At 71.1% G+C, this 17,920-nt stretch carries 19 protein-coding genes; 10 read left to right on the forward strand and 9 right to left on the reverse strand.

Features of this window, described 5'->3' with window-relative positions:
• Positions 1–11 precede the first annotated feature (11 nt).
• Positions 12–950, reverse strand: a complete 939-nt coding sequence (locus HFP48_RS22945) for a ScbA/BarX family gamma-butyrolactone biosynthesis protein (RefSeq protein WP_168580105.1) — start codon at positions 948–950, stop codon at positions 12–14.
• A 368-nt stretch (positions 951–1,318) separates the two neighbouring features.
• Positions 1,319–1,633 (reverse strand): helix-turn-helix domain-containing protein, encoded by a 315-nt coding sequence (locus HFP48_RS22950; RefSeq protein ID WP_029545995.1) that lies wholly within the window; start codon positions 1,631–1,633, stop codon positions 1,319–1,321.
• Positions 1,634–2,073: 440 nt separating this feature from the next.
• Here HFP48_RS22950 and HFP48_RS22955 point away from each other — a divergent pair, with 440 nt between their 5' ends.
• The 5 genes from HFP48_RS22955 to HFP48_RS22975 all read left to right on the forward strand — a co-directional run bounded on the left by HFP48_RS22955 (position 2,074) and on the right by HFP48_RS22975 (position 5,281).
• Positions 2,074–2,709 (forward strand): TIGR03086 family metal-binding protein, encoded by a 636-nt coding sequence (locus HFP48_RS22955; RefSeq protein WP_168580106.1) that lies wholly within the window; start codon positions 2,074–2,076, stop codon positions 2,707–2,709.
• A gap of 124 nt (positions 2,710–2,833) precedes the next feature.
• Positions 2,834–3,580 carry a pentapeptide repeat-containing protein gene (locus HFP48_RS22960; RefSeq protein ID WP_006931611.1) on the forward strand — a complete coding sequence of 249 codons (747 nt, stop codon included), beginning with the start codon at positions 2,834–2,836 and terminating at the stop codon, positions 3,578–3,580.
• Positions 3,581–3,707: 127 nt separating this feature from the next.
• Entirely contained in the window at positions 3,708–4,034 is a 327-nt protein-coding gene (locus tag HFP48_RS22965; RefSeq protein ID WP_006931614.1) for a hypothetical protein, read from the forward strand.
• Positions 4,035–4,044: 10 nt separating this feature from the next.
• A complete protein-coding gene (locus HFP48_RS22970; protein WP_029546002.1) occupies positions 4,045–4,716 on the forward strand; it encodes a DeoR family transcriptional regulator in 672 nt (223 codons plus the stop codon).
• A 250-nt stretch (positions 4,717–4,966) separates the two neighbouring features.
• The gene (locus tag HFP48_RS22975) at positions 4,967–5,281 is read left to right on the forward strand and encodes an ANTAR domain-containing protein (RefSeq protein WP_006931619.1); all 315 of its coding nucleotides are present in this window, start codon (positions 4,967–4,969) and stop codon (positions 5,279–5,281) included.
• Here HFP48_RS22975 and HFP48_RS22980 read toward each other — a convergent pair whose 3' ends face one another.
• Positions 5,282–6,892: a hypothetical protein gene (locus HFP48_RS22980; protein ID WP_168580107.1), complete on the reverse strand. Its 1,611-nt coding sequence runs from the start codon at positions 6,890–6,892 to the stop codon at positions 5,282–5,284.
• Positions 6,893–6,987: 95 nt separating this feature from the next.
• On the opposite strand from HFP48_RS22980, the gene HFP48_RS22985 reads away from it, so the two are divergent.
• Entirely contained in the window at positions 6,988–7,311 is a 324-nt protein-coding gene (locus HFP48_RS22985; RefSeq protein WP_006931622.1) for a hypothetical protein, read from the forward strand.
• Between the two features lie 13 nt (positions 7,312–7,324).
• On the opposite strand, the gene HFP48_RS22990 is transcribed toward HFP48_RS22985, so the two are convergent.
• The 3 genes from HFP48_RS22990 to HFP48_RS23000 form a co-directional block, all read right to left on the reverse strand.
• Positions 7,325–8,029, reverse strand: coding sequence for a hypothetical protein (locus HFP48_RS22990; protein ID WP_202917635.1), 705 nt, complete (start codon positions 8,027–8,029; stop codon positions 7,325–7,327).
• Between the two features lie 100 nt (positions 8,030–8,129).
• Entirely contained in the window at positions 8,130–9,038 is a 909-nt protein-coding gene (locus HFP48_RS22995) for an alpha/beta hydrolase (RefSeq protein WP_180986963.1), read from the reverse strand.
• Positions 9,039–9,126: 88 nt separating this feature from the next.
• Complete coding sequence (locus HFP48_RS23000; protein ID WP_180986964.1) at positions 9,127–9,453, reverse strand: winged helix-turn-helix domain-containing protein; 327 nt, start codon at positions 9,451–9,453, stop codon at positions 9,127–9,129.
• A 154-nt stretch (positions 9,454–9,607) separates the two neighbouring features.
• Here HFP48_RS23000 and HFP48_RS23005 point away from each other — a divergent pair, with 154 nt between their 5' ends.
• Together HFP48_RS23005 and HFP48_RS23010 are read left to right on the forward strand one after the other, a co-directional pair.
• Positions 9,608–9,955 (forward strand): VOC family protein, encoded by a 348-nt coding sequence (locus HFP48_RS23005; protein WP_006931628.1) that lies wholly within the window; start codon positions 9,608–9,610, stop codon positions 9,953–9,955.
• Positions 9,956–10,117: 162 nt separating this feature from the next.
• On the forward strand, positions 10,118–11,182 hold the full coding sequence (locus HFP48_RS23010) for a TerC family protein (protein WP_006931632.1): 1,065 nt from the start codon (positions 10,118–10,120) through the stop codon (positions 11,180–11,182).
• Here the strand turns inward: HFP48_RS23010 and HFP48_RS23015 are convergent.
• Positions 11,166–11,783 (reverse strand): TetR family transcriptional regulator, encoded by a 618-nt coding sequence (locus tag HFP48_RS23015; RefSeq protein WP_050035902.1) that lies wholly within the window; start codon positions 11,781–11,783, stop codon positions 11,166–11,168. The genes HFP48_RS23010 and HFP48_RS23015 overlap by 17 nt on opposite strands.
• A gap of 92 nt (positions 11,784–11,875) precedes the next feature.
• Between HFP48_RS23015 and HFP48_RS23020 the strand changes: the two genes are divergently transcribed.
• On the forward strand, positions 11,876–13,225 hold the full coding sequence (locus HFP48_RS23020) for a cytochrome P450 (protein ID WP_043798673.1): 1,350 nt from the start codon (positions 11,876–11,878) through the stop codon (positions 13,223–13,225).
• 1 nt (position 13,226) lies between these two features.
• Here HFP48_RS23020 and HFP48_RS23025 read toward each other — a convergent pair whose 3' ends face one another.
• Positions 13,227–14,444 (reverse strand): FAD/NAD(P)-binding oxidoreductase, encoded by a 1,218-nt coding sequence (locus tag HFP48_RS23025; protein ID WP_102800646.1) that lies wholly within the window; start codon positions 14,442–14,444, stop codon positions 13,227–13,229.
• Between the two features lie 246 nt (positions 14,445–14,690).
• Positions 14,691–16,808 (reverse strand): thiamine pyrophosphate-dependent enzyme, encoded by a 2,118-nt coding sequence (locus tag HFP48_RS23030; protein WP_029546024.1) that lies wholly within the window; start codon positions 16,806–16,808, stop codon positions 14,691–14,693.
• A gap of 131 nt (positions 16,809–16,939) precedes the next feature.
• Between HFP48_RS23030 and HFP48_RS23035 the strand changes: the two genes are divergently transcribed.
• Positions 16,940–17,914 carry a hypothetical protein gene (locus HFP48_RS23035; RefSeq protein ID WP_050035905.1) on the forward strand — a complete coding sequence of 325 codons (975 nt, stop codon included), beginning with the start codon at positions 16,940–16,942 and terminating at the stop codon, positions 17,912–17,914.
• Positions 17,915–17,920: the final 6 nt, after the last annotated feature.

Below are 17,920 nucleotides of genomic sequence, written 5' to 3' on the forward strand. Positions count from 1 at the left end.
CCACGCGGCGGTCAGCATCGTGACCGATCCGGTGCGAGCCGCACCGTGCCGGTCGCCAGCGCCTCGCCCCACTGCTCGACCGAGGTCCGCACGGTCCACGGATCGTGCGGATCGATCCGCGCCACCACGTTCGCCCGCTCGTCCAGTTCGACGAACCGGTGGTAGGCGGCCTCGATGAGGTCGACGTCGGCGTGTGGGCGGCCGCATGCGGCGCGGGCGCTCTGCCGGAACGCCTCGAGGACGAGCATGCCGGGAACGTGGTCGCTGGGGTGGTCGAACAGGACCGGATGACGATCGTCGACCCGCAGGCGCCAGCGGTTCTCGGCGTACTGCGGACCGAGCACGACGTCCAGTGGCCGGGACTGCCCGACGACGGCGGGGGGAATCGCCGGGGGGCAGACGGGATCCCCGATCGTGCGCGGGCCGGTGCCGTTCCAGCGCAGCCGCTGGTAGTCGTCCGGGGTGAGGACGTTCGCCACTCCCTGTCCGGTGCCCACCTGCCGTCCGCCGACGACGAACACCACCGTCAGATCGAACTGGGACAGCAGCCCGCCGCGGTACACCGGGTCCTCCAGGCAGGCGTCCAGCACGACCTCCGCGGCGCCGGTACCGATGGCGAGCGCGTGCACCGCCGCGTCCACCCGCAGGGTCTGCATGACGAAAGGATGACCGAGGGGAACGCGATATTGCGTGTGCCCCAGGTAGATCGCCGTCTGGCGCAGGGTCTCGGCGATCAGCATGGTGTCGTATCGGCCGGTTTCGGTCCGGTAGAAGCCGTGCAGCCGTGGCCACTGCGCGCCCAGCAGGAATCGATGGTCGGCGCCGGCGGACGTGCAGTCCGTCAGGAACACCTCCGACACCGATTGCCGGTGGACGTACCGTCTGGGCACCGTCGACTCGAAACCGAGGACGGGACTGTTCCGAGGCACTGCGTCCGCATCCACGGTCATTGTCGCTTCTTTCATTGCAAACCGGCCGGACTGCTTTTATCGAGGGACTATAGACGACCCGGACGAATCGGGGCACGCCCGTGTCCAGTGACTGGATCGGACGCCAGGAACGGCTTTCGTCCCCCGTCGGTCGCTCAGATGAATTCTTCGAATCCAACAAACCGATCGACCGGTTTATGGTAAGGTGTCAAGCAGTCGGGAAACAAATGAAACAAATGAACAGGGTCGGCCGTCGAGCACGCGGAGGGGTGTTCGCGCGGCAGGCCCGAGGTCACAGCACCTCCGCGCCGCCGGGACTATACGAGGGGTAGCCCCTGCGGCGCGGAGGCGTGTCTGCGTTCACATCGCCGCACCCGAACCCGGGTGCCTCACTTGCTCGGAATGCGACTTCGCGCTTCGGCGAGCTGATCCTCGAGGTAGACGATCCGGCACGCCGCGTCCACCGCGGTGCCGCTGTCGACCAGTTCCCGCACCCGCGCGACGAGCCGGAGCTGGTTCCGAGAGTAGCGGCGGTGACCGCCCCCGGAACGGTGCGGCACCACGAGGCCCGTGTCGTCCAGACTGCGGAGGAAGGCAGGAGTAACCCCGAGCGCCGCAGCGGCGCGACCCATGCTGAAGGCGGGGTAGTCGTCGTTGTCGAGTTCGTTGGTGACCGCGGGAGCGCGGTCGGGTGTGGGATCCACGTGCCCTTCGTTGCTACGAGAGGGAACCCCGGCACATGGGGCACCGGGGTTCGTGACGGTTATGACAGTGCCGGCCTCGACCGGCACGAGGAAATGACATACACGAGTTCGCAATCCCGATGGATACGCATCACCAGCCTCTCGCTCTGCTCTCCGGTGGCGACGTGGTCGGCCTCCGCAGAGTCCGCCCGTCGCGTCGTCGGGGCGGAGCCGCAGAACCGAGTGCGGCTCCGCCCCCTCTGCAACTTCCCCGGCAACCCGTCGGCTGCCCCTCTTCCGGATCCTTCGCGTTGACGTCCTCGATGTTATCGGCCTCGATGCCGAAAGTCTACTGTTGCGACTGTAGATTTTCCCGTCGCGTCGAGACGTCCGGAACGGCCCGGCCGAACCTGTCGGACCGGTGCGGCACCATGAGCACACCGCCGCCGGAAGGAACGCTCATGACCGAGATCCTCGACCTGGCACCGGCCGCCCACGAGATGGCACGGCTCGTCGGCGCGCTCACGCACGAACAACTCGCCCGTCCCACCCCGTGCGCGGGCACCACCATCGGGGACCTGGTGGATCACGTGGGCGGGCTGTCCCTGGCATTCACCGCCGCCGCCGGGAAAGCCGTCGGCGACTACACCGGGCAGGGACCGTCCGCCGACGCGTCCCGGCTCGGCGACGACTGGCGCACCAGGATCCCCGGGCAGGTCCTCGCCCTCGCCGAGGCGTGGCGCGATCCCGGCGCATGGACCGGAACCACCCAGGCCGGCGGCATCGATCTGCCCGGTCACGTCGCGGGGATCGTGGCGCTCGACGAACTCGTGATCCACGGCTGGGACATCGCCACCGCCAGCGGCCGGAGGTTCTCCTGCGATCCCGCCGCGCTGACCGCGTGCCTGTCGTTCGTCGCCGCGACCACCGACGAGGAACGCGCGGCCGGCGGGCTCTTCGGGCCGGCGGTCGCGGTTTCCGACGACGCCCCGGACCTCGATCGTCTGATCGGGCTCAGCGGGCGTGACCCGTCGTGGCGGCCACCGCCCGGCCCCTCGGGCCGCCCACCGCGGGCCCCGGAGGGCGGGCCGGGCTAGGCTCGGCCGGCCACCGGCTGCGCCCCGCCCACCGAAAGGAACGTGAGCCTTGTCCGAGACGGACCGCCGCCCTCCCCGTCCGGACCTTCTGGCCGACTGCGGCAGTTGCTTCGGTTTGTGTTGTGTGGCTCTGCCTTTCGCCGCGTCGACCGATTTCGCGATCGACAAGGAGGCGGGCCGGCCCTGCCCGAACCTGCGGGACGACTTCCGCTGCGGCATCCACCGGGACCTGCGGCGCAAGGGGTTCACCGGGTGCACCGTCTACGACTGTTTCGGCGCCGGCCAGAAGGTCTCACAGGTCACGTTCGGCGGCGCGGACTGGCGTCGCGCGCCGCAGACCGCCCGGCGGATGTTCGACGTCTTTCCCGTCGTGCGCCAACTGCACGAGCTGCTCTGGTATCTCGACGAGGCGGTGTCCCTGCCCACCTCCGGGCCGCTCCGCGCGGACCTGCGCGGTGCGCGTGCCGCGACCGACCGGCTGACCCGCGGCGACGCCGACGCCCTCGCCGGACTCGACGTCGCGGCGCACCGGCAGGAGATCAATGCCCTGCTGTTGCGCGCGAGCGAACTCGCCCGGGCCGCCGTGCCCGGCCGGAGGAAGAACCGCCGCGGCGCGGACCTGCTCGGCGCGAAACTCCGGCGCGCCGACCTGCACGGTGCGAACCTGCGCGGCGCCCTCCTCGTCGCCGCGGACCTGCGCGAGGCGGACCTGCGCCGGGCCGACCTCATCGGCGCCGACCTGAGGGACGCCGACCTGCGCGGCGCCGACCTCACCGGATGCCTGTTCCTCGTCCAGTCACAGGTCGATTCCGCCCGGGGCGACGCACGTACCCGGCTGCCCGCCACAGTGGCCACACCCGAGCACTGGTAGCGCAACGGGCGAATCGGGCCCGTTGCTCGCGAAAGCCCTCGATCCGGCCGCGATCGGGTGTGCAATAGGTCCCATGAACATCCCCGACCTCCTTCCCACAGACCGCCGCCGGATGGCTCGTGCTGCCGTGGATTCGTTGGGCAGCCAGCGCAGCGACCACGCCCTCGTACGCGTGAAGTGCCCCGCCAGCCACAACGTCGCCACCGTCTACCGCACCCCGGAGGGGCCGGTGCTCGTCGCCGGCGGTGGTCCGACGGCGCACGGCAATCGCGACCGGTCCGAGACCGCGCACCACGGCGGATCCCTCGGGTCCGAGTTCGTCGACACCCTCGAGGCGACCCAGTTCGAGGACGACGACGTGCCCGCGCGCTGCGCGTGCGGTCCGCACACCCTCTCGCGCCAGGACCTGCAGGCCGCGGTCCGCTCGCACACCCGCACCGTCACCCTGGCCTGAGCCGGACCCGATGAGCACCGCCGACAGCCGGCGCGACCGCGGCGTCGATTCCGGCGGCCGGGACGTCGAGCTCGAGCTTCGCGACGTGAGCCTGGCCGGCACCCTGACCGTCCCCGCCGGATCGGACGGCCTGGTGATCTTCGTGCACGGCAGCGGCAGCAGCCGGTTCAGCCCGCGTAACCGGTACGTCGCCGGGGAACTGAACGCCGCCGGCCTGGGCACGTTGCTGTTCGACCTGCTGACCGCCGGCGAGGAGGGCGACCGCGCCCTCGTCTTCGACATCGAACTGCTCGCGAGCCGGCTCGGCGAGGTGACCGATCTCGTCCGCGCGGAAGCCGAGTGGATCGGCTACTTCGGGGCCAGCACCGGCGCCGCCGCGGCGCTGTGGGCCGCTGCCGATCCGGACCGGGAGATCGCCGCCGTCGTCTCCCGCGGCGGGCGACCCGATCTGGCGATGCCCCGGCTCGGCCGGGTCCGCGCCCCCACGCTCATGCTGGTCGGCGGCCTGGATCGCATGGTGATCGAACTGAACCGGCAGGCCGCCGCGGCCATGCGGTGCGAGCACGAACTGCGGATCGTGCGCGGGGCGACGCACCTGTTCGAGGAACCCGGCACGCTCGAGGTCGTGGCACAGCAAGCGCGGGACTGGTTCCTCGATCACCGCCCGGCGCCTCCGGCCTGACCGGCGCGCAACATACACGGCGTCGGATCTCTCTGCCGCTCCGGGGAATTCGGACATCGAAGACGGAACGCCCGGGGGCACCGCACCGACTCACCGGCCTGCGCTGGGCAAACACGGGTACGGTGGACACGACGGCACAGTCCTCGTACTGTGACGGAGGACACAAACTCGGGTAACTGCCGAACCGGCGGGGTACCCGCACTACAACGAGTTGACACACGCCCAGTGGCGACACCTCAGAGGCGGACAATTGACGATCGAAGCACACCGTGACATCCCCGCGGTACGACGCCTGACGGCACTCGACACCGCGCAGGCTCTTCTCCGCTCCGCAAGGGGCCGTTCCTACACCGAGGACCAGGCGTTCGACGAACTGCTCGACGCCTCGATGCGCTTCCACGTCGACATCGTCGACCTGTGCGAAGCCCTCACCGACCTGGCCACCGGTCCCGGCACCGTCCAGGGACTCCGACGTACCGTCCACGGACACCGGCGCGCCCACACCGTCGCGGCCGAACTGTGGGGCCCGCTGCTCGACCGGAGGACCGCCCCCGCCGAGAACTGATCACCGGAAGCGGATGCTCAGCGTGCGCCGGACGAGGTCACCGATCTCGTCCGCCCACGCGAGGATGCCGAGCGTCGAGTCGATGTTCCCCGGCGGCGTCCGTACCAGGGTGTCCCTGCGGATCAACCGCTCGAAGTCCACGGTCACCGGATCCGGGCGCACCCCGCCGTTGCCGTGGTGGAACTGCACCCCGGCGCGGCGCATCACGTTGATCAGCTCCTGCGCGAGGATCCCGTTCGCGACCGTCGTCGGATGCACGCCGTCGAGGGAGAACAGCCCGCCCGCGGCCCGGCCCCCACGACCGTCGGCCGTCAGGAACCGCGAGTCCGGCACGGGGTCGAGCGCGGCGAGTGCGGACGGGAGCGGGTACGGGGTCCACCACGCCGGGCGGGCACCGACATCGGTGACGAAGCGCCGCGACGCGAGGCGCTCGAGCAGGCCGGCCACGTCCAGCAGATACCAGTCCCGGGCCGGGCCGTGCACCCCGGAACGAGCGTCGGCGACCGCCTGCTCGATGCGCTCGTTGTACAGGTCGATCGCGACGTCCACCGCGTACGCGCCGGCACCCGTGATGTGCTCGTCCTGAGCCGGGTCGAACCGCGCCTCCTCGATCCACGGCCGGGTGTAGTACGGGAAATAGGGCGACCCCGGTTCCATCTTGCGTCCGAGTCCCTTCGCGATCGGCGCGATGGTGACGTGGGGAATCGTGCACCACACGACGTGCCGCGCACGGATCGCCGTCACCCGCTCGACCACCTCCGCGAACTCGGCCGCGAAGTGCTCGGGCCGCCAGATGGTGTAGGCGTCCTTCGCGGTGAGGTCGCGAAAATCCGGACCGCTCCATGCGATGCGCAGGTCCGTGACCGTGCCGAGCGCGTTGTTGGAGCCGAGGAACACCACCAGCGTCTCGATCCCGGACTCGGTCGTGTCGTCGTGGTCGTCGCCGAGCGCCGCGGCCGCGTCGAACAACGTCATCGCCTTCGCCCCGTCGCTCCAGCGCGGATACACCTGCAACGCGGCGCGCTCCCCGTTGTTCTGCACGATCTGGTCGAGCAGGTCGTCGTTCGGTGCGGCGATCGCCGCCTCGCACGTCGCGGCCGTCTTGCTCAGGGCGTCGCGCAGGTCCCAGCCGAAACAGGACAGGTTGTGCTGGTATGCCACCGGCAGCGACGGCTCCCGACCGGGCCCGCGCTCCCAGTAGTCCTCCACCTGGTCCATGAACGCGCGGACGGCGAACAGCGCGAGCGGGGTCTCCCACATGTTCACCGACGGCCCGAAGCGTCGCTCGAGATCGCGCAGGAGCAGTTCGATGTTGAGCGGCAACCCGCCCGGACCGCCGTAGCGCGGGTAGCGGAACCGGCGGAGCCAGCCGAGTTCGTGGGCGACGATCGCGGGGACCGAGACGTCGGTGTGGAAGACGGCGCCGCTCTGGAACCCCTGCAGCACCGAGTCGCCGATCGCGACGAGCCGGTGCGGGGGCACCCCCTTGGTGTCGACCCGCACGTCGCGGCCGAGCGCCGGATCCGACACCGGCACCCGGGGGGCGGACGCCGCGCGCACCCGCACGTCCGCGGGTGTGCCGTCCGGGAGATCCATCGGAGTCACCGGCATTTCGTCCTCCCCCGGGCCGCGCGTGCGCCTGCTCCGAGCGTGAGCCGCGCGCGGTGGGTTGTCAACGACCCGGCCGGCGACCAATTCTGTAGGGCATGGCTACCGACGAGGACTTCGCGCACACCGACGAGGCAGCCCGCAATCGGCGGGAGAAGGCGCTCGTCCTCGCCCGGTTCGCCTGGAATCGCGGCATCACCGCGGACGAGCTGCTGGCCCTGAGCGACGACGTGCGCCGGAAGCTGGCCCGGGCCGCCGGAGCGCACCCGCCGCGCACGATGGAGACGTGGGCGCTCGTCGCGCGGCTGCTCACCGAGAAGTCGGCGTGGGCCGCGCAGCATCCCGGCCATCCCGCAGCCGCCCCCACCGCCGCGGACGAGAAGATCATGTGGGTGAAGAAGCCGCCGCGCCGGTGGCTGTGAGCCCCCCGGACCCTCACGCGCCGAGCGGGTCGAACGCGTACGACACGGCCGGCACCTGCATCGCGAACCGGACGAGGTGACCCTCGCGCGCGGCGCAGACGCTCCCGGCACCGCCGGGCAGGGGTGGCAGCGCGACGTCGCGTGGTGGGAGCAGCCGTCCCGGCACCGGCACGCCGTAGCAGCGGGCGTCGCCCAGCTCGATCCGGGCCACGCCGTCCGTGACGGTGGCGTCGACGAGCGCGGTGAGCCGGCGGCGGCGATGCGTCGCGCGGATCGATCCGTCGCGGTCGAGGGCGAGAACCCAGGCGTGGCCGAGGGAGTTGAGCCAGTCGAGCACGGTGCCGACGCCGCTGGTGCCGTGCACGTCGAGGCGGTGTGCGCTGAGCCGGGTGCGGAGCCCGGGGACGACACGCACCCCGTGCGCCACCACGGTCACCTCGTCCACCCGGCGCCCGCCCCAGTCGACCGCCGCGAGCTCGACCCGGGACTGCAGGTGCGCGCGGCGACGGCGCACCTGCACCGACCGCACCGTCGCCCGCACCGGCACGCCGTGCACGTCCGTCGCGACGGTGCGTCCGACGTATCGGTGCGTCAGGCCCAGAGCGAGCGCGGTGACGATCACGTCCGGGACCAGGGCGGTCGTCGTGCCGGCGGCGAGGTCGGCGAGCGGCTCCACCCAGCGGGTGGCCCACCCGTCCGCTTCGACGCCGGTGTCCATCCGGACATCATGCCCTCTCCGGCGCCGTGCGCCCCGCCTCGGCCGAATGTGACACGCGTTCAATGTGATCGAACCTGTGTGACATTCGGCCACCGCGGAGTCAGCGGTCGGCGTCGTCCCAGATCCGCAGGATGGTCGAGAGGATGTCCTCGGACACGCCCAGGCCGCCGAGGTGGCTCTCGCCGGGCAGGTGGTGGAACTGGGCGTCGGGCAGCCGGCCCACCACATGCAGGCCGTGTTCCATGGGGACGATGTGGTCCGTGTCGCCGTGCCACCACCGGACCGGCACCTTGACGTCCTCGAGACGGAAACCCCAGTCCCGGGCGAACGCCACGATATCGGCGAAGGGCGCGGCCATCTGCTTGCGGCTGCCGTTGAGCAGATCGTCGAGGAACATCGCCTTGAACTCGGGGCGGGCCAGCAACTGCCGGTCGGCCTCGGGCGAGAGCCACCCGTACATGTCGATGAGCGGCGATGCGAACGGCCGCACGACCCGGATCATCGACCTCACGCCCATGCCGATGGGGACACCCCAGACGGTGAGCAGCGGCGCGACCATTGTGCCCAATCGCATCAGGCCGCCGCTGATCGCGTCGGGCCCGACGACGGGCGCAACGCCCCCGAGCACCGCGGCGGCCACGACCCGCTCGGGCATCGCATGCGCCGCGGCGAGGGTGTAGGGGCCGCCGCCGGAGAGTCCGACGACCGCCATCCGGTCCACGCCGAGAGTGTCCGCGACGATGCGCAGGTCGTCCGCGAAGGCGAGGACGTTCTCGTAGCGGTGCGGACTCGACGAGCCGATGCCGGGGCGGTCGAGGCCGATGAGCCGTACGTGCTCGCGCTCGGCGTAGCTGCGTGCCTCGACGGGGATCTGCCGACGCGCCCCGGGGGTGCCGTGTAGCCAGAACACCGCCCGGCCCTGGGCCGATCCGAACTCGGCGAAGCCGATCCGGCGGCCGCCCCCGACCGCGACGGAACCTTCCAGCTTGGGACGTTCGACGTCGATCATGGGCGCCAGCATGCCACGTGGCTGCGGTCACACGACGCAGGTGTCCGTGACAGCGCGGGCCGGGCATCCCCGGCGACGGGCCCCGCGCTCAGCGCAGCGCGTCGATCAGCTCACCGACGGTGTGTGCGGATTCGAGCGGATGACGGAGGCGCCCGGCCGGATTCACCGAGTAGAGGTTGCGGCGGCCCGCGCGGGTGCGGGTCAGGTAGCCGCCGTCGACCAGGTCGGCGAGGATCGTCTGCACGGACCGCTCGGTGATCCCGATCCGCTGCGCGAGTTCGCGGACGGTGGGCTGTCCGCCTCCGGCGACACACAGCAGTACGTGCGCGTGGTTGGTCAGGAACGTCCAGCCCCGGGCACGGTCCTCGTCGCCGGCGGGCGGCGTTCCGGGGCGGGGGGAGGAGGTCACCCGCACACCATAGGGCACCGCGGTTTCCGGTATCGCGCTTCGCGCTCGGGCCGCGGCCGCGTCCCTGGTGCGCCCGGGCGGCCCCGGGTAGGGTTCGCCGGGTGAACACCGGGCCGGCACTACGCCACTCACGGATCGGCGACCCGGTGGAGGTCTGAGCGTGGACCGCAACGAGTCGGCGCGGTTCTTCCGTGAACTGTTGGAACTGTCGGAAGCACCGTCCTGGGGCCCGTTCACCAACATCCAGCTCGACGACGGCGTACTGCTGCAGTTCGCCGAGCCCCCGGTGGAGATCCAGATGCAGCACTACGCGTTCATGGTCGACGACGACGCCTTCGACCGGGCGTATCGGCGGCTGTGCGACGCCGGCATCGAGCACTGGGCCGATCCGCAGATGCGCCGCCCCGGCGAAACGAACACGGGGCACGGCGGGCGCGGGGTCTATTTCAAGGACCCGGCCGGTCACGCGATCGAGCTGCTCACCCGCCCCTACCTCCCGCTCCCTTGACAGTTAACCGGAAATACTATTCACTAATTACAGTTCGCGAAAGGGAGTATCCCTCCGCGCTTCGTCGTCAACTCGGGGGCCGTCCGCCGGCCCCCCGGCGGAGCGGGCTCGGTTCGAGCCGGGAAAGACTTTCGGCCGTTTCGAGGCTGAGAGGTGGTCCCGATGACCGTTCCGTTGTGGTTGTGGGCGGCGGTACTCGCCGCGATCGTGGCGATGCTGGCGGTGGACCTGTTCGCGCACCGCCGCGCGCACGTGATCGGCGTGCGCGAGGCCGCAGGCTGGTCGCTGTTCTGGGTCGGCACCGGCGTCGGATTCGGCGCGCTGATCTGGTGGCAGTACGGCTCGGAGTTCGGCCAGCAGTACTTCTCCGGCTACCTGATCGAGAAGTCGCTCGCCGTCGACAACGTCTTCGTCTGGGCGATCATCCTGACGTACTTCGCCGTGCCGCGTGAGTACCAGCACCGGGTCCTGTTCCTCGGTGTGCTCGGCGCCCTGGTGTTCCGGGGTCTGTTCATCGCGGCGGGCTCGGTCCTCATCGCGAGCTTCGGCTGGATCCTCTACCTGTTCGCGGCGTTCCTGCTCTACACCGGCTACCGGATGATCCGGCAGCGCGACGAGCACCTCGACCCCGAGAAGTCCCGGGCGCTGCGGCTGTTCCGCCGCCACGTACCGATGACCGACGCCTACCACGGACAGAAGTTCCTCGTCCGCCGCGGTGGTGCGCTGCTGGCCACCCCCCTGCTCGCGGTGCTGGTGCTCATCGAGATCACCGACATCGTCTTCGCGGTCGACTCGATCCCCGCGATCTTCGCGGTCACGGACGTGCCGTTCCTCGTCTTCACCGCCAACGCGTTCGCGGTGCTGGGCCTGCGAGCGATGTACTTCCTGCTCGCCGACCTGATCCACCGCTTCGTGTACCTGAAGATCGGGCTGGCGCTGGTGCTGATGTGGGTCGGCGTCAAGATGCTGCTGAAGATCGACGTGTTCTACGTGCCGACACCGATCTCGCTCGCCGTCGTCGCCACGATCCTGACCGTGTCGATCGTCGCCAGCCTGCGCGCCACGCGCGGCCAGGGCCGTCGCAGCCTCGCGGCGCCCGCGACCCCGCCGTTCCGGGTGGCCACAGCCGAGGAGACCGCGGCGCTCGAACCCGTGTGGCGGCTGCCGGGCAGCCGGCGCCGCGCGGCGCGGCCCGAGCGCGACGACAGCCTCAGCGGTGGGCGGTGAACGTGTACTGGCGAGTCGCCGCCTCCACGATCTGATCGGGGGTCACGTCGATCTCGCCGCCGAGCCACGCGGTCATGAGCTCGGCGAGGCCCCCGACGAACAGCAGCGCGGCGATCTGGTCGTGGGGCGGCTGCAGCGCGCGGTCGCCCCACAGCTCGCGGGATTCGATCGCGACGAGGTCCGCGAACTGGCGCAGCAGTTCCCGGCGACGGGTGCGCACGGGCCCGGCGGCCGCGGACTCGACGACGGCGACCCGGCCCTTGCGCGGATCGTCGGTGAGGACCGCGACGAACGCGGCGATGGCGGCGCGGGCCCGCTCCTCGGGGCCGCGCTCGGATTCGGCGAGTGCCGTCAGCGCGCGCTCGCGGATCTCGTCGGCGATCCGCTCGACGACGCACACGAGCAGCTCGTCCCGGCCGGAGAAGCTCTCGTAGAAGTACCGCTCGGTGAGCCCGGCCTCCTGGCAGATCGCGGTCATGGTGGCACGGTCACCGCCCTCGCGGCCGAACACCGTCAGGCCGGCCGCGAGCAACTGCTCACGGCGGTCGGCGGTGCGCTGCTCGGCGCTCTTTCCGCGGTACTGACGACTGGGCCTGCCCATAGTCGAATCTTGACAGATCGCCGCCTGTGATCCACGCTACTGTCAATTGACAGAGCTTCATGTCAGATACGGTCCGACGAATCGGAGACCTCATGACGAAAGTGCTCGCGCCCTCCCCGCCCGGCCTGACCGCGGTACCCGGGGACGCCGGCCTGCCCTACGTCGGGTACGCCCTCGACTACATGCGCAACCCGCTGAGGGCCTACGACCGGCGATACCGCGAACACGGGCCGGTGTCCTGGTTCCGGTTCGCGGGCCGGCCCTGGGTGGTGCTGCTCGGACCCGACGCCTGCGGCGCCGCGCTGCAGAACCGCGACCGGGCCCTCGCGAACGGTCCGGGCTGGCGGACCCTCATCGGCCCGTTCTTCGACCGCGGCCTGATGCTGCTCGACGGCGACGAGCACCGCACGCACCGCCGGATCATGCAGCAGGCCTTCACCCGGGACCGCCTGGCCCGCTACACGGACTCGATGCAGCCCGCGATCGCACAGGCCCTCGACTCGTGGACACCGAGCGAGGATTTCCGCGCCTACCCGGCACTGAAGGACCTCACCCTCGGGCTCGCCACGTCGATCTTCATGGGCGGTGCCGAGGGATCGTCGGCCACCGAGATGGCCGAGGTGAACAAGGCGTTCATCGGGTGCGTGCAGGCGGCCACGGCGATCGTGCGCTATCCCCTGCCCGGAACCCGCTGGCGCCGTGGCGTGGTGGGCCGCCGCCGGCTCGAGGAGTTCTTCCGGCGTTACCTGCCGGCCCGTCGCGCCGGTGACGGCGACGACCTGTTCACCGCGCTGTGTCACGTGGAATCCGAGGACGGCGAGCGATTCTCGGACGAGGACGTCGTCAACCACATGATCTTCCTGATGATGGCTGCGCACGACACCTCGACCATCACGCTGTCCACCGTGCTGCAGTACCTCGGCCAGTTCCCCCAGTGGCAGCAACTGTGCCGGGAGGAGTCGCAGGCACTCGGTACGACGAGCCCGACCCTGGCGGACCTCGAATCGCTCACGAGCCTGGACCTGGTGATCAAGGAGTGCCAGCGGATCGTGACCCCGGTACCCGGCATCGTCCGGTACACCACCGCCGACACCGAGATCCTGGGCCACTTCGTGCCGCGCGGCACCCTGATCAACGTCGGGCTGCACTACAGCCACCACATGCCCGAGTTGTGGCCGGAACCGGAGAAGTTCGATCCCGGTCGCTTCGCACCGGAACGACGTGAGGACCGCGTGCACAAGTTCGCGTGGACGCCGTTCGGCGCCGGAGAGCACCGCTGCCTGGGCATGTACTTCTCCGGCGCCGAGATCAAGACGGTGCTGCACCACCTGCTGCTCGGGTACCGGTGGCACGTTCCGTCCGATTACGTTGCGCCGCTGAACTTCACGTCACTTCCGTACCCGTCGGACGGGCAACCGATCGCGCTGCGCCGCCTCCGGTGACTCAGACGCGGCCCTTGACCATCCCGTGCCAGTACATGGCCGGCAGGCCGTAGCGCTTGAGCAGCCACATGTCGCGGCGATCCTTGGTGGTGTCGATGACCGGGATGCTCGGAGAGGGGTTGAGCTCGTAGTCGAACTCCGCGAGCATCATCCTGTCCCGGGCGGTGACGAACGGGCAGGACGAGTACCCGTCGTAGCTCTTGCGCTTGCCGACGCCGCGCATCTCGGCGACCAGGTTGGCGACGAGAACGGGCGCCTGCTTGCGGACCGCCGCGCCGGTCTTCGACGTCGGCAGGTCCGCGACGTCACCGAGTGCGAACACGTTGGGATACCGGCGGTGCTGGAGCGTGTGCTTGTCGACCTCGACGTAGCCGAAGGGACTCGCCGGGTTGGCGAGCGGGCTCGCCGCGACCCAGCCGGGCGCGCGCTGCGGGGGCACGGCGTGGAGCATGTCGAACCCGACGACCTCCTCGGTGCCGGTGGCGTTGTTCACGATCGTCGCCTTGCGCGACGATCCGTCGAGCGCGGTCATCTCCGAGCTCAGGCGCACCTCGATGCCGTACTTCGCGGCGACCCCCTCGAGGGTCTGCCGCCAGGACGGGATGCCGAACATCGAGTCGCCGGGCAGGACGAGCATGACGCGGATCCCGTCCAGCAGGCCCTGCCGCCGCCAGTAGTCGGAGGCGATGTAGGCGATCTTCTGCGGCGCGCCGGCACACTTGATGGGGCCGGCGGGCTGGGTGAAGATCGCCGTGCCGGAGCGCATGTTCCGGATCAGCTCCCACGTGTAGGGGGCGTACTGCGAGGAGTAGTTGCTCGAGACGGCACCGTGCCCGACGGCCTCGGCGAGGCCCGGCACGCCGTCCCAGTCGAGTTGCAGGCCGGTGGCCAGCACAAGGTAGTCGTAGCCGACGACGGTCCCGCGCTCGGTCGTGACGGTCTGCGCGTCGGGGTCGACGGCGGTCGCGGCGGCCCGGATCCACCGGACGCCCTTGGGGATCAGCTTCTCCTCGGCTCGGCGGGTCTCGTCCAGCGACGCCTGTCCGCCGCCGACGAGCGTCCACAGGGGCTGGTACCAGTGCTCATCGGAGGGCTCGATCACCGCGATGTCGGTGACGCCGGCCCGGCGCAGGCGCGCAGCGGTCGCGATTCCGGCCGTGCCACCTCCGACGACGAGTACTCGATGTCGCGCGGCACCGTTGCCTGAATGGAGCGACATGTGAACAGTCCTTTCCGTCCGTGACGCAGGCGCGGACGCGGGCTGGGCCTCCACGCCCCTTGATACCCGGTGGGGTATTCAACGATGACTGTAGACCCGGGCCCGGGACTCTTCAAGTACCCCTCCGGGTATTCCTGCCCGGTGAAGGTCCCCGCTTCCCGGGACCTTCGTCCCTGCCGGGGCGGGGCGCGAGGCCGTCGAGCTGCGCGACGGCGGCGACCCGGAGACGACCGCGACCGCGCGCCGCTACTCCGTCGCCGCGCTGACGACGTCGTCCTCGGACAGCAGCACCTCGGCCGCCGCCGGGCCGAGCGGCACGAAACTGTCGCGGCTGGTGACCCGCGAGATCCGGCCCCGGTAGCCCGCGTCCACCAGTGCGGTGACCACCGCCTCCGACACCCCGCCGCTGCGCCGCGTCTCGTCCACCACCAGCACGCGCGGGAAGGACTGCGCGCACGCCAGCAGTTCCGCCAGCGGCAGCGGCGCCAGCCACTGCAGGTCCAGCACGGCGGCCTCCACGCCGCGCGCCGACAGCCGACGGGCCGCGCGCAGGCTCATCCGGACGCCGTTGCCGAACGTCACGATGAGCACGTCGTCGCCCGTACCGTACACCCGCACCGAGCCCGGCTGTACCGCAACGGAATCGGGCGGCTCCTGCCACAGCCCGTCGCCCTCGTCGTACAGGTCGCGCTCGTGGTACAGCGCGATCGGCTCGAGGAACACGCACACCCGGCCCTCACTGCGCGCGAGGTGCACGCAGCTGCGCAGCAGCGCCCCCGCAACCGACGGACGGCTCGGCACCGCGAGCACCAGACCGGGAATGTCGCGCAGCACCGCGACGGAGTTGTCGTTGTGGAAGTGCCCACCGAAGCCGCGCTGGTAGGCGAGGCCGGCGATGCGCACCACCATCGGGTTGCGGAAGCGGCCGTCGGAGAAGAACATCAGACTCGCCGCCTCGCCGCGCAACTGGTCCTCGGCGTTGTGCAGGTAGGCCAGGTATTGGATCTCCGGAATCGGCAGCAGGCCCGCCACCGCGAAACCCAGTGCCGTACCGAGGATCGTCTGCTCGTCCAGGATCGTGTCGAAGACGCGGTGCGGCCCGAATCGGCGGAGCAGACCGCGCGTGAGCCCGTACACCCCGCCCTTGTCCGCCACGTCCTCACCGAACACGAACGACTCCGGTATCGCCTCGAGAATCCCTGTGAGCGCGGCGTTCACCGCCTGGGCGAGCGTGCGGGGCTCCGGCGACGGGAGCCCCGGCTCGTCCGGAACCCGCCGGCGACCGTGCGCGTGCAGCGGCCGCATCACCTCGGCGGCCGATACCAGCCGCGGGGCGGTCGCGAGCGCCTCCATCTCGGCGGCGACGACGGAACGCATCTCCTCGTATCGTTCGAGAATCCTTGCGGAGGAAAGTGTTCCGCGGTCGACCAGAGTACGCGCGGTGGCCAGCAACGGATCCCGGACGTAGTCGGCGGCGATCTCCTCGCGGGTGCGGTACGCGGTCTCGGCGTCGGAGCCGGCGTGGCCGAGGAACCGCACCGTCTTCAGGTGCAGCACGGCCGGTGCGCGGGAGGTGCGGACGGCGACGAGCAGGTCCGCGACGGCGGTGAGCACGCCGACCGGGTCCGCGCCGTCGGCCGCGCGGTAGCTCACCCCCGGATACGACGAGAGGGTGCGTTCCGCCCAGCCCTCCGGCGTCCGGACGCTGATGCCGAACCCGTTGTCCTCGCACACGAACAGCAGCGGCAGCGGCAGCCCCCGGTACGCGCAGTAGGCGGCCGCGTTGAGCGCCCCGACCGCGGTGGAATGGTTCGCCGAGGCGTCCCCGAAGCTGCACAGCACCACCGAGTCCGCGGGCCACGGGCACTGCAGGCCCAGCCGGGCCGCGCGGGCGAGGGCGAACGCCGTCCCCACCGCGCGCGGCAGATGGGAGGCGATCGTCGAGGTCTGCGGGAGAATGTTCAACTCGGCGTTGCCGAACACCTTGTGCCGGCCGCCGGAGATCGGGTCCAGCGTCGAGGCGGTGCAGCCGGCGAGCACGTCCCGCACCGGCGTCGTGCCCGGCACCCGGGCCGCCCGCGCGGCATAGAAGGCCCCCGACCGGTAGTGCAGCAGTGCCGGATCGGTGACCCGGGACAGCAGGCCCAGGGCGGCGTTCGCCTCGTGCCCGGCCGAGCCGATGGTGTAGAACCCGGCACCGCGCCGCTGCATCTCCCGGGCCGCGAAGTCGAGGTGACGGGACTGCAGTTGGGCGTCGAAACAGCGCAGCACCAGCTCGTCCGGTACCTGTCCGGCCACGGCACGGCCGGCGCTCCAGCCGCGGACGGTGGCGGTGAAGTACTCGTCGAGCGGCTCGGCCGTCATCGCGCTTCCCCACACCCTCGCAGGTCCTGCCCAATACTGTGTACCGGCACAGTACCGCCCGGTCCCGGTCGGCGCGGGTCGCCCCGCCCGGCCGCACATGCAGGCCGGGACCGAACGGAAGGAACACCGAGATGTCCACCCGCCTCACCGACGGGGAACTCGTCGACCGGTACCTGCACGCCGTCCTCGTCCACCTGCCGCGGTCCCGGCGCGACGACGTGGCCGCCGAACTGCGCCGGCGCATCGACGACGCCGCCGCCGACCGCGACGTGCGTGAGGTGCTCGCCGGCCTCGGCTCCCCGGAGGATCTCGCCCGCACCTACCGGGGCGCCCCGCGGCACCTGATCGGTCCCCGGCTCTACGACACCTACCTACGGGTGCTGTGGCCCGTCGTCGGGGTCGTGGCGGCGGTGCTCGGCGGACTGACCCTGCTCGGCGCCCTGACCGAGGCCACCGCTCCCGCGGCCGCGCCCCTCGACACCGCCGACGTCGTGTGGGACGCGATCGACGCGGCCCTGACCGGCGGTGTGTACGCCGCGTTCTGGGTGACCGTCGTCTTCGCGGTGCTCGAGCGCACCGCGCCCGCCGGCACGGACCTCGGCCGGTGGGACCCGGACGACCTCCCGGCGGTGCCGCACGGCCGGGAGATCCCCGTCGGCGAGGCGGTCGCGGAACTGGTGTTCGCGGTGGTCGTGCTGATCGGGGTGGCGAGCCTGTCCCCGTCGCTCGCGCCGTCGTTCTTCGGTGCCGGGTACGAAGCCCTCGACCCCAGCTTCACCGACCGGCTGGTGCCGGCGATGATGGCCGTCGCGGCGCTGTGGGTGGTCTCGGCGAGCGTGGCGCTGGTCGTGCGCAGCTGGACGACGGTCGTCACCGCCCTGTCGGTGGTCTCCGATCTGCTCGCCGTCGCGGTGGCCACGGCCGTGCTCGTGCACCGGCCGTACTTCTCGCCGCAGTTCCTTTCCGACCTGCGCGAGCGCACGGGCTCCGACCTGACGGCTCAGCTGAACCTGGCGGTCGGCATCGTGTGCATCGTGGTGATCGTCGCCTCGGCGGTCGGGGTGGTGACGGCGGTTCGCAAGCACCTCGCGCACCGCCGCGCCTGAGGCCCG

This window comes from Rhodococcus sp. DMU1 (genome assembly GCF_012272955.1).
GTDB classification, from domain to species: domain Bacteria; phylum Actinomycetota; class Actinomycetes; order Mycobacteriales; family Mycobacteriaceae; genus Rhodococcus; species Rhodococcus aetherivorans.